This is a genomic window from Cognatazoarcus halotolerans (genome assembly GCF_009800965.1).
Classification (GTDB): Bacteria; Pseudomonadota; Gammaproteobacteria; order Burkholderiales; family Rhodocyclaceae; genus Cognatazoarcus; species Cognatazoarcus halotolerans.
Genome location: NZ_WUAF01000007.1, coordinates 120,182 through 134,500, shown reverse-complemented (window position 1 = coordinate 134,500; position 14,319 = coordinate 120,182). Strand labels below are relative to the sequence as shown.

At 65.7% G+C, this 14,319-nt stretch carries 14 protein-coding genes; 4 read left to right on the top strand and 10 right to left on the bottom strand.

All coding sequences use genetic code 11. From position 1 onward, the window contains the following. Positions 1 to 22: 22 nt before the first annotated feature. Entirely contained in the window at positions 23 to 319 is a 297-nt protein-coding gene (locus GQB03_RS11055) for a GNAT family N-acetyltransferase (protein ID WP_159688857.1), read from the top strand. 24 nt (positions 320 to 343) lie between these two features. Here GQB03_RS11055 and GQB03_RS11050 read toward each other — a convergent pair whose 3' ends face one another. From GQB03_RS11050 to GQB03_RS11015, 8 genes are all read right to left on the bottom strand, one after another. Next, positions 344 to 1,354, bottom strand: a complete 1,011-nt coding sequence (locus tag GQB03_RS11050; RefSeq protein WP_159688854.1) for a dihydroorotate dehydrogenase-like protein — start codon at positions 1,352 to 1,354, stop codon at positions 344 to 346. Continuing rightward, positions 1,347 to 4,976 (bottom strand): pyruvate:ferredoxin (flavodoxin) oxidoreductase, encoded by a 3,630-nt coding sequence (gene nifJ, locus GQB03_RS11045; protein WP_159688851.1) that lies wholly within the window; start codon positions 4,974 to 4,976, stop codon positions 1,347 to 1,349. The genes GQB03_RS11050 and nifJ overlap by 8 nt, the downstream gene beginning before the upstream one ends. Positions 4,977 to 5,494: 518 nt before the next feature. Then, a complete protein-coding gene (locus tag GQB03_RS11040) occupies positions 5,495 to 6,082 on the bottom strand; it encodes a hypothetical protein (protein ID WP_159688848.1) in 588 nt (195 codons plus the stop codon). A 37-nt stretch (positions 6,083 to 6,119) separates the two neighbouring features. Further along, on the bottom strand, positions 6,120 to 6,740 hold the full coding sequence (gene ypfH / locus GQB03_RS11035) for an esterase (protein ID WP_159688845.1): 621 nt from the start codon (positions 6,738 to 6,740) through the stop codon (positions 6,120 to 6,122). After that, the gene (locus GQB03_RS11030) at positions 6,737 to 7,576 is read right to left on the bottom strand and encodes a dioxygenase family protein (RefSeq protein ID WP_159688842.1); all 840 of its coding nucleotides are present in this window, start codon (positions 7,574 to 7,576) and stop codon (positions 6,737 to 6,739) included. The genes ypfH and GQB03_RS11030 overlap by 4 nt, the downstream gene beginning before the upstream one ends. 44 nt (positions 7,577 to 7,620) lie before the next feature. Next, positions 7,621 to 8,073 (bottom strand): DoxX family protein, encoded by a 453-nt coding sequence (locus GQB03_RS11025; RefSeq protein ID WP_159688839.1) that lies wholly within the window; start codon positions 8,071 to 8,073, stop codon positions 7,621 to 7,623. 14 nt (positions 8,074 to 8,087) lie between these two features. Next, positions 8,088 to 8,717, bottom strand: coding sequence for an NADPH-dependent F420 reductase (locus GQB03_RS11020; protein ID WP_159688836.1), 630 nt, complete (start codon positions 8,715 to 8,717; stop codon positions 8,088 to 8,090). 252 nt (positions 8,718 to 8,969) lie between these two features. After that, entirely contained in the window at positions 8,970 to 9,551 is a 582-nt protein-coding gene (locus GQB03_RS11015; protein WP_159688833.1) for an ester cyclase, read from the bottom strand. A gap of 140 nt (positions 9,552 to 9,691) precedes the next feature. Between GQB03_RS11015 and GQB03_RS11010 the strand changes: the two genes are divergently transcribed. Further along, entirely contained in the window at positions 9,692 to 10,588 is an 897-nt protein-coding gene (locus GQB03_RS11010) for a LysR family transcriptional regulator (RefSeq protein WP_159688830.1), read from the top strand. Between the two features lie 27 nt (positions 10,589 to 10,615). Here the strand turns inward: GQB03_RS11010 and GQB03_RS11005 are convergent, their stop codons facing one another. Together GQB03_RS11005 and GQB03_RS11000 are read right to left on the bottom strand one after the other, a co-directional pair. Next, positions 10,616 to 10,939, bottom strand: a complete 324-nt coding sequence (locus GQB03_RS11005; RefSeq protein ID WP_159688827.1) for a hypothetical protein — start codon at positions 10,937 to 10,939, stop codon at positions 10,616 to 10,618. A gap of 37 nt (positions 10,940 to 10,976) precedes the next feature. Next, positions 10,977 to 12,410 (bottom strand): aldehyde dehydrogenase family protein, encoded by a 1,434-nt coding sequence (locus GQB03_RS11000; RefSeq protein WP_159688824.1) that lies wholly within the window; start codon positions 12,408 to 12,410, stop codon positions 10,977 to 10,979. A 540-nt stretch (positions 12,411 to 12,950) separates the two neighbouring features. Here GQB03_RS11000 and GQB03_RS10995 point away from each other — a divergent pair. Then, the gene (locus tag GQB03_RS10995; RefSeq protein WP_159688821.1) at positions 12,951 to 13,856 is read left to right on the top strand and encodes an RNase A-like domain-containing protein; all 906 of its coding nucleotides are present in this window, start codon (positions 12,951 to 12,953) and stop codon (positions 13,854 to 13,856) included. An 8-nt stretch (positions 13,857 to 13,864) separates the two neighbouring features. Beyond that, complete coding sequence (locus GQB03_RS10990; protein WP_159688818.1) at positions 13,865 to 14,182, top strand: contact-dependent growth inhibition system immunity protein; 318 nt, start codon at positions 13,865 to 13,867, stop codon at positions 14,180 to 14,182. Positions 14,183 to 14,319: the final 137 nt, after the last annotated feature.

Sequence of the window (14,319 nt, the reverse complement as noted above, 5' to 3'; positions counted from 1 at the left end):
GCGCCTGTCACGGAGCATGGAAATGACCGAAATCGAGATTGTCCGGGAAGACTCGGAAACCAAGGGGCGCTATGTCGCACGGATTGCTGGTGTCACCGACGAGGCCGAGCTGACCTTCAGCAAGGCCGGCTCTGAACTCGTCATCGCCGACCACACCGCGGTACCGGAGAGCATGCGCGGCACTGGCGTCGGCGCCCGGCTGGCGGCCCGCCTGGTCGAGGATGCACGCAGCGGCGGCTACGCCATCCTCGCCCTGTGTCCCTTCGTGCACGCGCAGGCCGCGCGGCATCCGGAATGGTCCGACGTGCTGCGCACCTGATGAGACGCCGCCCCCGGCTGCAGGTCAGTAGCGCACGCCGGGCGGCGGGGTGAACGAGTCGATCGCGTTGAGATAGGCGGCGCGGGCGAAGGCGCTGGGGTCGGGCGAATTCTGCTGGCTCATCGAGCCCTTCAGCTGCGCCACCGATTCGTACTCGCGCTCTTCCAGCCAGCGCTCGATTCCCTGCAGCATTTCCTGCAGCGCCTGCGGGCCGCGCTTGAGGATGGCGCTGGCAAGATGCACCACGTCGGCGCCGGCGAGCAGCATCTTGAGGGCATCGTCGGCGGTATGCACGCCACCGGTGGCGGCCAGCGACATGCCGGTGCTGCCGCGCAGGATGGCGATCCAGCGCATGCTGAGCAGTGCGTCGGCCGACGATGAGAGCTGGACGCGATCCACCACGCTGAGCGTCTCGAGGTCGATGTCCGGCTGGAAGAAGCGGTTGAACATCGATATGCCGGCCGCGCCCGCCTGCTCTGCCTGCTGCACGAAGTGCGGCAAGGACGAGAAGAAGGGCGAGAGCTTCATGCTGATCGGTACGCTGACCACCGCCTTGAGCGACTGCAGCAGCGAGAGATAGCCTTGCTCGGTGCTGGCGGCGCCGATTGCCGGGTCGCTGGGCATGTACCAGGCGTTCAGTTCGAGCGCATCGGCGCCGGCGGCCTGCATCTCCTTGCCCAGCTCCACCCAGCCGCCCGGCGATGAGCCGTTGAGGCTGGCCACCACCGGGATCGAGAGGCGCGATTTCAACAGCTGGATCTGCTCGAGGTAGGTATCGAGCCGGCTCAGGTAGTCGTGGCCGGCCGGCAGGTGGCCGGACGATTCGCCGAAGGCATCGGGATGGAGCAGGAAGCGGTCCATCATCTGCTCGTCGCGGGTCACGTCCTCCTCGAACAGCGAATGCATGACCACGGCGGCCGCGCCGGCGTCCTCGAGGTGCAGCATCGCGTCGATGTCGTGGCTGAGCGGCGTGGAGGACGGCACCAGCGGATTCTTGAGCGCCAGGCCGAGGTAGGTGGTGGAAAGATCAGGCATCTGGCGTCTCCTTGCTTTGCGCTGCGTTGCTGGCGGGTTCGTCGATCGCCACTTCGGGCAGCACCATCTCCGAAAGTTCCACGTATTCCTGGTGGCGCAGCCGTGCATCCTTGCCGGCCTGCGCGATGAAGCCGGCCGAGGCCTCGGGATGCAGCCGCTCGAGCACCGTGAAGCGCGCTTCGTTGCGGGCGAAGTCGCCGAACGGGATGCTCGGCGCGGCGCTGTCGACCGATAGCGGGTTCTTGCCCCGCTCGCGCTGGCGCGGATCGTAGCGCAGCAGCGGCCAGTGTCCCGACTTGACCGCCAGATCCTGCTGGCGATGGTTGTGCTGCATGTCCACACCGTGGGCGATGCATGGGCTGTAGGCGATGATGATCGACACGCCCGGATAGCTCTCGGCCTCGAGGAAGGCCTTGAGGGTATGCACGTCCTTGGCACCGTAGGCCACCTGCGCGACATAGACGTTCTCGTAGTCCATGGCGATGCGGGCGAGGTCCTTCTTGCGGCCGGGCTTGCCGCCAGCAGCGAACTTGGCCACCGCGCCGCGCGGCGTGGCCTTGGAATTCTGGCCGCCGGTGTTGGAATACACCTCGGTGTCGAGCACCAGTATGTTGACGTCCTCGCCTGAGGACAGCACATGGTCGAGCCCGCCGAAGCCGATGTCGTAGGCCCAGCCGTCGCCGCCGATGATCCACACGCTGCGGCGGACCAGGTAGTCGGCCATCGCCGCGAGCTGCTGCGCGGCGGGCGTGGCAAGTTCCTGCAGGCGTGCCTTGAGCGCAGCGACGCGCTGGCGCTGGTCGTGGATGCCGGCCTCGCCGTTCTGGTCCGCGTCGAGCAGCGACTGGACCAGTTCGTCACCGATCTCGGGCGCCATCTCGCGCAGCTTCACCCGCGCCGCCTCGGCCAGCTGGTCGGTTGCGAGACGCATGCCGAGGCCGAATTCGGCGTTGTCTTCGAACAGCGAATTGCTCCACGCCGGCCCCCGGCCCTCGGCATTAGTGGTGTAGGGCGTTGCCGGCAGGTTGCCGCCGTAGATCGACGAACAGCCGGTGGCGTTGGCCACCATCATGCGGTCGCCGAACAACTGCGTGGCCAGCCGGATGTAGGGCGTCTCGCCGCAGCCGACGCAGGCGCCGGAAAACTCGAACAGTGGCGGCAGCAGCATCGAGCCGGGTACGGTGGTGCGCTTGGCGAGCTTGCGGTCGTAGTCGGGTAGCTTGAGGAAGAAATCCCAGTTTTCGGCTTCGGCCTCCCGCAGCGGCGGTTGTTCGGCCATGTTGATGGCCTTGCGCGAGACGTTCGATTTGTCGCGGATCGGGCAGATATCGACGCACAGCGTGCAGCCTGTGCAGTCCTCCGGCGCGACCTGGTAGCTCATCTTCCAGCCGGCCGGGTAATCCTTGCTGCGGATCGCCATCTGCTTGAAGGTCGACGGCGCCTCGCTGGCAAGCTCGGCCGGATAGGCCTTGGCGCGAATGGCCGCGTGCGGGCACACGAACACGCACTTGCCGCACTGGGTGCACAGGTCGGTCTCGATGACCGGGATCTGCAGCGCCAGGTTGCGCTTTTCGTATTTGGCGGTGCCGGTCTGCCAGGTGCCGTCGGCGGGGAACAGCGACACCGGCAGCGCATCGCCCTTGCCGGCGATCAGCGGCAGGGTCAGCCGCCGCACGAATTCGGAGGCCTGCGCCTCGCCGCGGGCGCGCGCCTCGGCGGTGCCTGCATCGACATGGGATTGCGGCAGCGCCACTTCGTGCAGGCAGGCCAGCGTCATGTCGATGGCGCGGTAGTTCAGCTCGGCAATGCGCCGTCCCTTGCGGCCGTAGGTCTTTTCCACCGCGTGCTTGATCGCTGCGATCGCCTCGTCCTGCGGCAGGATGCCGGAGATGGCGAAGAAGCAGGTCTGCATCACCGTGTTGATGCGCCGCCCCATGCCGGCATCCTGCGCCACCCGGTAGGCGTCGATCACATGCAGGTGGATGTGCTTGTCGATCATCTGCCGCTGCATCGCGGCTGGCAGCGTGGCCCACACCCGCTCCGCCGGAACCGGCGTATTGAGCAGGAACACCGCGCCCGGTGCGGCGTAGTGCAGCAGGTCGTGGGTCTCGAGGAAGAGCGGCTGGTGGCAGGCGACGAACTTCGCATCGCCCTCGCCGGTGAGGTAGGTCGAGCGGATCGGCTGCTTTCCGAAACGCAGGTGCGACACCGTCATCGCGCCCGACTTTTTCGAGTCGTAGACGAAATAGCCCTGGGCGTTGAGCGTGGTCTCGTCGCCGATGATCTTGATCGAGTTCTTGTTGGCCGAAACCGTGCCGTCCGAACCCAGGCCGTAGAACACTGCGCCGAACGCCTCGCGCACCGCGTCGGTGCGGAAGGTGGCATCCCAGGGCAGCGAAAGGTGGGTGACGTCGTCCTGGATGCCGACCGTGAAACGTCTTTTCGGTGCGGCTTCGTCCAGCGCGGAGAACACCGAGCACACCATCGCCGGGTTGAATTCCTTGGAGGCGAGCCCGTAACGCCCGCCGATGACCTTCGGCGTACGCGCAAAGTGGGGCGTCTCGCCGGACGCGCTTTCGGCCAGGGCCACCAGCACGTCCTTGTACAGCGGCTCGCCTTCGGCACCCGGCTCCTTGCAGCGGTCGAGCACCGCGATTGCGCGGGTGGTGGCCGGCAGCGCGGCGATCAACGCCTCGGCCGCCAGCGGCCGGAACAGCCGTACCTTGAGGAGGCCGACTTTCTCGCCGTGGCGGTTCAGGTGCTCCACCGTTTCCTGCGCGGTTTCCGCACCCGAGCCCATCAGGATGATCACGCGCTCGGCATCCGCCGCGCCGACGTAGTCGAAGAGCTTGTATTGCCGGCCGGTCGCCGCGGCAAAGCGGTCCATGCACTGCTGGACGATGGCCGGGAAGGCGTCGAACCAGGGGTTGCGCGCCTCGCAGGCCTGGAAGAAGACATCGGGGTTCTGCGAGCTGCCGCGCAGCACCGGATGTTCCGGCGACAGCGCGCGTTCGCGCTGGGCGGCGATCTGCTCCGGCGGCAGCATGTCGCGCAGGATGTCGTCGTCAACGGTGACGATCTTGGCAACCTCGTGCGAGGTACGGAAGCCGTCGAAGAAGTGCAGAACCGGGATGCGGCCGGCCAGCGTTGCGGCCGAGGCGATGGCTGCCATGTCGTGCGCTTCCTGCACCGAGTTCGAGGCCAGCAGCGCGAAGCCGGTGCCGCGGGTGGCCATCACGTCGGAGTGGTCGCCGAAGATCGACAGCGCATGCGTTGCCACTGCCCGCGCCGCCACATGAAAGACGGTCGGCGTGAGTTCGCCGGCGATCTTGTACATGTTGGGGATCATCAGCAGCAGGCCCTGCGAGGCGGTGAAGGTGGTTGCCAGCGCGCCGCCCTGCAGGGCGCCATGTACGGTACCCGCCGCGCCGCCCTCGGATTGCAACTCGACGACGCGGGGGACGCTGCCCCATACGTTGGTCTTGCCCTGCGATGCCCATTCGTCCGACAGCTCGCCCATGCCGGACGAGGGGGTGATGGGGTAGATGGCGATCACTTCGGAAACGCGGTAGGCCACGTTGGCGACGGCTTCGTTGCCGTCGATGGTCAGCAATTGCTTCATGTTCAGTCCTGCCCTGAAAGATGCGTCGCCTATTCGCGAGGCCGCGCCATCTCTTCGTATGGTGCGACGCAGCGAAATCATTCTACGACTATTTCAGGCTGGTGAAAGAGGCGGTCGTCATGGGTTTTGCGGCAATCGGCGAGGGGGTCCGGATGGCGGATTGCTGCGCGTACCGGGGCGTTCACGGCCGTGAAGCCCTGTAACGGCGGCGCAAACGGGCAAGCGCAGCGCCCGGGCGTGATGGGATGCCGAGCGGCCACATCAATTCGCCCTCTGAATCCATAGAAACTATATATATCAATTGGATGGATTCATGTCGCGTCGCGCCAGCAATGCGACGGACTGGTTCCTGACGGGATTTCCGCTAGCATGCCGAGGGAATCGGTATTCCTGAACCATGCGCTGGAGACGGGTTCATCCGCCTGGGGGGAAGTGTTCCCGGTTGCGTCTCGGGCAAGCGCGCAAAGGTCCCTTCCGGCGCGGCAACGGCTGGCTTGAACAAGCCCTCGGCCAACCTCTCAGGTGGTCATGCTGTCGCAACGCAACATGACATCGTGGAAATCCATGTGGTGCATGAACTCCCTCAGGATGAGCAGGATGGCCGCCTGTGTGGGGTCGCGAGCGGCCGCGATCGAGGCCGGCGCCGAGCCGAGCGAGACCCGGCTGAGCTGCTGAAACAGGGCTTCCACCGCTTCGAGCGTCAGCCGCTGCCCGGTGGCCGCCTCCACGCCGGCATCCTTGGTGAGGACTTCCAGCGTGCCAGCCGACGCGACCAGGATCGAGCCATCCGCCAGAATCCGGCGTGCGCGGGCCACTTCGTCCTCGACGACGTTGATCGCGATCTCCAGTTCGTGAGGCGTCGGCGGGGTGTGCCTGAACAGTTCCGCGGAGGTTCGCCGCGCGCCGATTTCCAGGTCGAGGCGCTGCGTGGCGCGGTCGTTCGCACCCGTCATGACCGTAGTTTGCCAGTCGCCGATGTGGATCAGCGTGACCGCCGCCGAGGTGCTGGACTGCGTGCCCGCGTCGGCAAGGCAGCGCGCGAACAGGGCGTCGATGTCGGGCTGCTCCGCGCGGCGGTCCGGCCAGGTGTCGAGGGGTGAGGTCATGAAAGCTCCGGGAGAGTGCCGGCGTCTGTCGCCGGCGTCAGTCGCGCATGCGCTCCGCAACCAGTTCGCACACCCGCGCGTCGATGGCATGGCCAAGCGCGGGAATCAGGACGGCGTCCGCGGAAGCGCCCAGCGCGCGCAGCTGCTCGGCTGCGGAAACGCTGCAGGCCGGGTCGATGACCGCATCGTCCCGGCCGTGGATCAGGTGCACCACCGTATCGGGCGGCGCCAGCCGTGGCGGCGCGGCAAAGCGTCCGGCAACGGCGATGACCCGTCCGGCGAGCGCCTCCGGCGACTGGGTCGCTTCGAGCGACATGATCGAGCCCTGCGAGAATCCGATCAACGAGGTCGACGATGCGTCCAGACCGGTCTGTGCCTGCCAGTGGCGGATGGTCTTGACGAAACGCGGCATGGCGCCGGCGACCCGGCCGGGGCGGTTCTCCTCGTCGATGCCGCGCACCGAGAACCATTGCCAGCCGCCACCGAAGTCCGACGGATCGGGCGAACGAACGCATAGCACCAGGGCGTCCGGACGCGCCTGCGCCACCACCCGGGCGAGCGGCAGCATGCCTTCGGGCGTGGCCCCGACCCCGTGGAACAGCAAGGCCAGATGCCGGGCGGGAGATTCCGGCTGGTGGGCGATCACTGCGTTGTTCATGCGGCCTCCCCGCTCAGGGCCTTCATGCGGGCTGGCGCGGTCGCGCTGGCGGCGAGGTCCTGCCCGAACACGAACGAATCCATCGACAGCATTCCGTACTGGACGCCGCCGTCGAGCAGGGTCGCCGGGGTGAGTCGTGACGCTGCACCGGCGGCGACCAGCAGCGGCAGGAAGTGATCGTTGGTGGGATGTGCCCGTCTGGCATGGGGCGCGATGTCGAGTGTCTGGCGCAGCCGGTCCAGGTCGCCGTGGGCGACGGCATCGCTGATCCACCCGGCGAACTCGGCGACATAGGGGCTATCGGGCTGGCCGCCGCCGCGAAACTCGCGCAGATTGTGGGTGAGGCTGCCGGAACCCACGATCAGCACGCCTTCATTGGCGAGCGGCGCGAGCGCCTGGCCGAACGCGATCGCGGAGTCGGAGTCGAGCGAAAAGGGCATCGAGACCTGGAACACCGGCACGTCCGCCGCGGGGTACATATGCATGAGCGGCACCCAGGCGCCGTGATCGAGACCGCGGGCGGCATCCTCCGATGCATCCCAGCCGGCGGCGCGGAGGCACTCGATGGCACGGGCTGCCAGCCCGGGGTGGCCGTCCGCCGGATACTGGATGTCGTAAAGCGCCGGATCGAAGCCGCCGAAATCGTGGATCGTTTGCGGACGTGCGGTGGTGGCGACGCGAGCCTGGCGGGTGATCCAGTGTGCCGATACCACCAGCACCGCCGCGGGTCGCGGCAAGGCCTGGCCCAGGGCGGCGAGTCCGGGCCCGGCGACGCCGGGTTCGAGCGCATAGGTCGGTGCGCCGTGGGAAACGAAGACAGTGGGAAGCGGTTTCATCGTGTTCTTCCTGCGTTGAGGGGGCGATGCCCCCGTCTGGATTATCAGCTCTTTGCAGTCCTTGCCAAAAGGGCATCGAGTGAGGCCCGTCCGGCGCCGCTGATCGCCAGCGATACGGCCGCTGCCAGCAGCGCCAGGGCGAACTCGTAGCCGTTATCGCGCATGAACAGACCATTGCTGACATGCACGCCGAAGATGGCCACCAGCATGGCGAAGGCCAGTGCCGCGCTTGCCGGCCGCACCATCAGCCCGGCGATCAGTGCCAGTCCACCGAAGAACTCGGCGCCGCCGGCGAGCAGTGCCATCAGGTAGCCCGGTGCCAGGCCGATCGACTCCAGCCATTGGGCGGTGCCGGCCAGACCGTAGCCGCCGAACCAGCCGAACAGCTTCTGGGCGCCGTGCGCGGCAAAAACGATCCCGACCGGGACGCGCAGTGTCAGCGCACCCCAACCGGCCCCGGTGTTCGCAAGAGCGAGAATGCGTCGCGAAATGCTCATGATGCGTCCTCCCCTCAGGCCTGCCGGATCCAGGTCGGCGCGATGGCGGTGCCGAGGCCCGCGCCATAGCCGAGATAGATGTTCAGGCCAGCCAGCGGCTCGAGGTAGCGAGCATTCTTGAGCCCGCCGGCGTCGATGGTCTCGAAACCCATGCTTTCGGCAAGTGCCACCGCAGTGTGCTTGGCGCGTTCGCTGTCGCTGGCGACGAAGACCGTGACCGTGCGCTCATGCAGCTTCGAACCGTCCGCCAGCACCTGGGCGAACACCGTGTTGAATGCCTTGACCAACTGTGCCGTGGGGACGGCCTGGGCAATCTGCTCGGCGGCCGACGTGTCGTGGCCGATGGTCAGGCCCATGTAGTCGTCGGTGAGCGGGTTGGTGATGTCGATGACGACCTTGCCGTCCAGCGCGCCCACCGATTGCAGTGCGGCGACCGCATCGGCGTAGCCGGTGGCGAGCACCACCGCGTCCGCGCCTTCGGCGGCGCCGGCCGTGGGCACTGCCTTGGCACCCGGGTTTGCGGCCGCGACGCGGGCGGCCTTGTCGGCGTCGCGCGCGGTGACCGAGACTTGGTGGCCTGCGAGGGTGAGTTGCTTGACGAATGCCGAGCCCATGTTGCCGGCGCCGATTACGGTGATTTTCATGATCAGTCCTCTGTCGTTTGTGGTGGTTCCCGTTGCGGGATGTGCAGCCTCGCTGCCCATGGACTGAACTTTAATGACGACGATCCTGCAGATAAACGGCCTTTCATGAGATCAACTGTTTCTGATATCGAAACAATCAGCCTCGTTGAAATCGCTTCTCCGGTACCAAGAGGCAAGGCCACGGTAGACGCAATACGGCGGCCGATCGCAATCGGCCGCCGTATTGAATGAAAGCTTGTCGGAAGAGGCTGTTTACTGGCCCAGTCCGATCTGCTTCATGAAGCTCGCGTTGTCCCAGAACAGGTATTCCGCATCCATGGTGTCGCCCTTCCAGTGGCCGATGGTCGCCATGGTCAGCTTGTAGGCCTTGCCGGTCGGGGCAATCGTCTTGCCGTCGCCTATCGGCATCGGTCGGGTGAATGTTCCCTCCATCACCCCGATCACCGCGGTCCACTCACCCTGGCCGAACTTGACCGGGTGGGTCTCGATACGGGTATCCGGCGCAAATACGAACATTGCCTTCAGGTCCGCAATATGGACGTCGATCCCCTTGGTCTGGTGGCCGTCCGGCCAATGCACGACGATGTCCGGGGCGTGGCTTTCCTTCAGCCGGTCCCACTTCTGGTTGGTGAAGACGTCGAAATCGAGCGTGTCGAAGGTGGCGATGTTCCTCGCCGTGCGCTGCTCGTCGGCCTGGTAGCGTGCCAGCTCGCCGAGCAGGGAGGTGAGCATTCGTGGATCGGTGGTGGAGGCTTCGGTGGTCTGGGCGAGCGCCGGCACGGCGCATGCGCAAAGCAGGGCGGCTGTTGTGAGCGTCCGGATTCGGGTGTTCATGTCGTGTCCTTCCGTGGGGTTGATCGGGAGTGCCTGAGCCTCCCGGTGTGGCAAAGTGCCAGCACGAAGATCACTCTATTCAACGCCTCTGATGGGATAAACTGGCCACCCGAAGACAGACAGTGCCGAGATTCGAGACAATGGATCGATTTCTGGAGATGCAGACCTTTGCCGCTGTGGTCGACGCCGGCAGCTTCGTGAAGGCCGCGGATGTGCTCGAGATGTCCAAGGCCGCGGTGTCGCGCCACGTCGGCGAACTCGAGACGCGTCTTGGCGTGAGGCTGCTGCACCGTACCACCCGGCGCCTGTCGCTGACCGAGGAGGGCGAGGTCTTTTACCAGCGCTGCCGCGAGCTGCTCTCCGGCCTGGAAGAAGCCGAGGCCGAACTCGACTCGCGCAGCGCGGCAGCCCGCGGGCTGCTGCGGGTGAATGCCCCGGTCACCTTCGGGATTCGCCATCTGGCGCCGCTGTGGGGCGCGTTTCGCGAACAACACCCGCAGGTCCAGCTCGACGTGACCCTGTCTGACCGCACGGTGGATCTGGTCGAGGAAGGCTACGACCTGGCGATCCGCATCGCCAGCTTGCCCGCATCAACCCTGGTCAGCAAACGGCTGGCGAGCACCCGGATGGTGTTGTGCGCCTCGCCCGTCTACCTGCAGGCGCGTGGCGTGCCGGAGCATCCGCTGGAACTGGCCGGCCACGACATCATCTCCTACAGCTACCTCGCGACGCGGGACGAATGGCATTTCGACGGGCCCGGCGGGCCGGTCAGCGTGAAGACCGCGCCGGTCATGCATACCAACAGCGGCGATACCTGCCGCGCGGCGGCGCTGGCGCACCAGGGCATCATCCTGCAACCGACCTTCCTGGTCGGCAGCGACCTCGTATCGGGCGCGCTGGTCGAGTTGATGCCCGAGTTTCGCTCACTGGAGTTCGGCATCTTCGCGATGTATCCCACCCGCAAGCACGTCGCACCCAAGGTCCGCGCGTTGGTCGACTTTCTGGCGCGGCAGTTTGCCGAGACCCCGCTGGTGTGACGACGGCTTGACCGCTTGGCAGGGCTTTCAGGGTTCGTCCGGCGCCGTCTGCTCCAGCGAGGCGAGAAACCTCGCCCGCGCCGCGGTGAGTGCCATCTTCCCGGCTTCGTCGGCCTGCCTCAGGGCGGTCGCATGGTAGGCCTCGAAGGCCGCCAGCACCCGGGCGGCGTCCAGGCTGCGCGACTCCGCTGGCGGCGGGGCCGCCTCGCCATCCACCGGCTTGAGCACCGCGAACTTGGGGATGAAGTGCTGGGCGCCGTTCTCGGCCGCCGCGGTCATCGGCCCGGTCTTGGTCAGCACCATGCCCTTGTATTCGAAGCGAGCGCCGTAGGGGAGCTGGGCGAGCTTCATCGCGGACCTGCCGCGCTGATTCTGACGACGATGTCCATCAGCCCGCCTTCGCCGCGTAGCCGAGCATGGCCTTGACCTCGAGGAACTCGCCGAAGGCCTGCTCACCCCATTCGCGGCCGTTGCCGGACTGCTTGAAGCCGCCGAAAGGCGCCATCAGGTCGGGGGCGGCGCGGTTGATGTTGACCTGGCCGGCACGCAGCCGGCGGGCCACCGCGCGGGTTGCCTCGGGGTCGCCGCCCGAAACATAGGCGGCGAGGCCATACGGCGTATCGTTGGCGATAGCGACCGCCTCATCGACCGTGTCGTAGCCGAGGATGCTCAGCACCGGCCCGAAGATTTCCTCGCGCGCCACCGTCATGCCATTGTTTACCCGCCCGAGCACGGTCGGCTTGACGTAGTAGCCGGCGTCGAGGCCTTCGGGTTTGCCGAGGCCGCCGGTTACCAGCTCGGCGCCCTCCTCGATGCCCTTGGCGATCAGGCCCTCGATCTTGTCCCACTGCGCCTTCGAGATCACCGGTCCCATCGCCGCGTCGCTGGCGGGATCGCCTACGGTCACCGACCCCGCAGTTTCCTTCGCGATCGCCAGCGCCTCGTCCATGCGGCTGTTCGGCACCAGCATGCGGGTCGGCGCGTTGCAGCTCTGTCCCGAGTTGTTCATGACCGAGCGCACCCCGGCCGCGACTGCCTTGGCCAGGTCGGCGTCGGGCAGGATGATATTGGGCGACTTGCCGCCCAGCTCCTGGTGCACCCGCTTAACCGTGGGCGCCGCGTTGCGCGCCACCTCGATGCCGGCGCGGGTGCTGCCAGTAAAGGACACCAGGTCAACCTCCGGGTGGCCCGAGATCGCCGCGCCCACCGTCGGGCCGTCGCCATTGACCAGGTTGAAGACCCCCGCCGGAACGCCGGCCGCATCGAGGATCTCGGTCCACACCTGGGCCGAGAAGGGCGCGATCTCCGAGGGCTTGAGCACCATGGTGCAGCCGGTGGCGAGGGCCGGCGCCACCTTGCAGGCGATCTGGTTGACCGGCCAGTTCCAAGGCGTGATCAGCCCGCACACCCCGATCGGCTCCTTGACGATCAGCGTGCTGCCGCGCTGCTCGCTGAAGGCGTAGTCCTTGAGCACCGCCAGCGCGGTCTGCAGGTGGCCGATGCCCATCGCCGCTTGGGCCTTCTGCGCGAGTGCGACGGGCGCACCCATCTCTTCGGTGATCGCAGCCGCCATGTCGTCGTGGCGCTTTCGGTACTCGGCGATGATGCGCTCGAGCAGGGCCACCCGCTCGTCCACCGAGGTCTGCGAATAGCTCGCGAAGGCACGCCGCGCGGCCAGTACCGCCGCATCCACGTCCGCCGCCGACCCCATCGAGATCCGCCCGGCCACGCCCTCGGTGGCGGGGTTGATGACATCCAGCGTCTTCGGAACCACGGGGTCGGCCCAGCGGCCGTCGATGTAGAACTTGAGGTAGTCGCGCATGCTTGAATCCTTCCGGCAGGGTGATCAGGACAAGCTGCATGTTTGCACGAGGAGCGGATTCTTGCAGCAGGCAGTGTCAGATGGTCTGCGTGCGACTCTTCGAGCCGTTGCTACTTTAATAGACCCGACCCCCGGCTTGCGGACCCCACGCTTGCGAACAGCTCAGCAAGATCCGGGAAGCGTCGCTCTACTACGAACGCAACAAGCACGACGCCCCTATGCCTGACGTGAACTCCTTCCTCACGCCCAGACGCGTTGCTCGGCCGGAATCCAAACCGCGCCCACCGCGGAAGAGACCCAGCCGGCTAAAACGCCTCACCGACGTCCTGCGACGCAACCAGTTTAAATACGACCAATGGCTCGCCACGCTGCGCCAGACCATCACCGGAAACGGCAGGGTATTCAAATGACCGCAGACGCGATGCACTACTACCCGCTAGGGAGATCATCAGCGCCCTTCTTGAAGTAGCCGGCCGATGCTGACACAGCATGTGTACAAGTCCCTTTCCTTTCTGACGTGATGGGAAGCACCCAGCCGAGATGCGGGTCGATTTATCTCTTCGTGAAATGGACACAAAAAATGAAATGGCATATTTTGGTGCTCCGATTTCCGATTACACACAGCATGTGGAGATGTCCGTGGAAGAGGAAGGACTGACACTTGTTCTGACCCCACCGCAACTTGCGGCAGTGCTTGCCAACGGCACATTGGAAGAGCCCAGCGTCTCGAACCGGGCATGGGGCAGTGCCGCTGCGATCTTTGGGGCACTTGAGGTATTTGGTGGTGGCGCACTGCTGCTGATTCCGGAGCCGACGATGCTGACCAAGCTTAGCGGCGGTGCGCTCGGTCTCCATGGCATGGATACGTTTCAGGCTGGTGTTCGGCAAGCCTGGACCGGTCGGAGAACCGACACGCTCACCAGCGACGGGACGACAACACTCGCTCAGCTGCTCGGGGTAGACGAAGACACGGCGAAACGCATTGGACACGGCGTCGACATCGTCGTGCCATTGTTCGTGGCTGGAGCGCTCGCCGCCGCTCGCATAGCGGCCGTACGTGCCGGAAAAATCAGTCTCGCTGGTCACGAAGCGCAAGGTGGGCACACAATCGCAAGGCATGTTGGTCAAACCGAGGCGCAACTGCGGGCCCGGCTCGTCGCGCAGCCGAAAATTCCGACGGCATCATCTTTCGAGACGCTTGCGCAGGCTGAAAGAGTGGTTTCAGGCGGATTGCATGCCAATCGGACGGCGATTGCCCAATGGGCGGAAACCGCGGCGCCGAACGCAAAACGGGCCTTCGACTGGACTGCTTCCGGCAAAATCGGACACGGCGTCATTCGAGCCACAGGGCAACTCACCCCCATGTCGAAGGTCCGCATCGTTCTGCAGAAGAAGGCCTTCCAGGGAAAGCTTTACTACATACTCACGGCATTCCCCATTCCTTGAGCGCCGTCATGAGCAACTCCGCATACCCTCAGCTCGAGCAACTTCTCTGTGCGTACTTTCATCAGGACTGGTGCGATGAGCACGACACTGAAGCCGAGGTGATCGCCGAGTTCGTTCAAACCACATGGCGGGACGAAGTGGAGCGGACCGTCGAGCAGATCGACCGTTATCTGGCGGATCACCCAACACACCTGCTTCAGAGCGTCGAGCATGACTTCGCGACAATGGTATCGGTTGGCAGAAACGACAACGAAGTCCGTGCTTGGCTTGCAGGGATGCGTAACCTGATTGGAGCCAGCATCAGCCACGCTCCGGTTCGCGGCTAAGCTCTGTTTACGGGTCCGACAAGGTCGATACATGACGCAGGATGGGCCCGCCGAACTCGGCACAAAACACGGGGGTCAGGTCTAGAAGAAAATCACAAGGTCGTCATGCAGCATCATCAAGCGGCCTCTGTCGCACC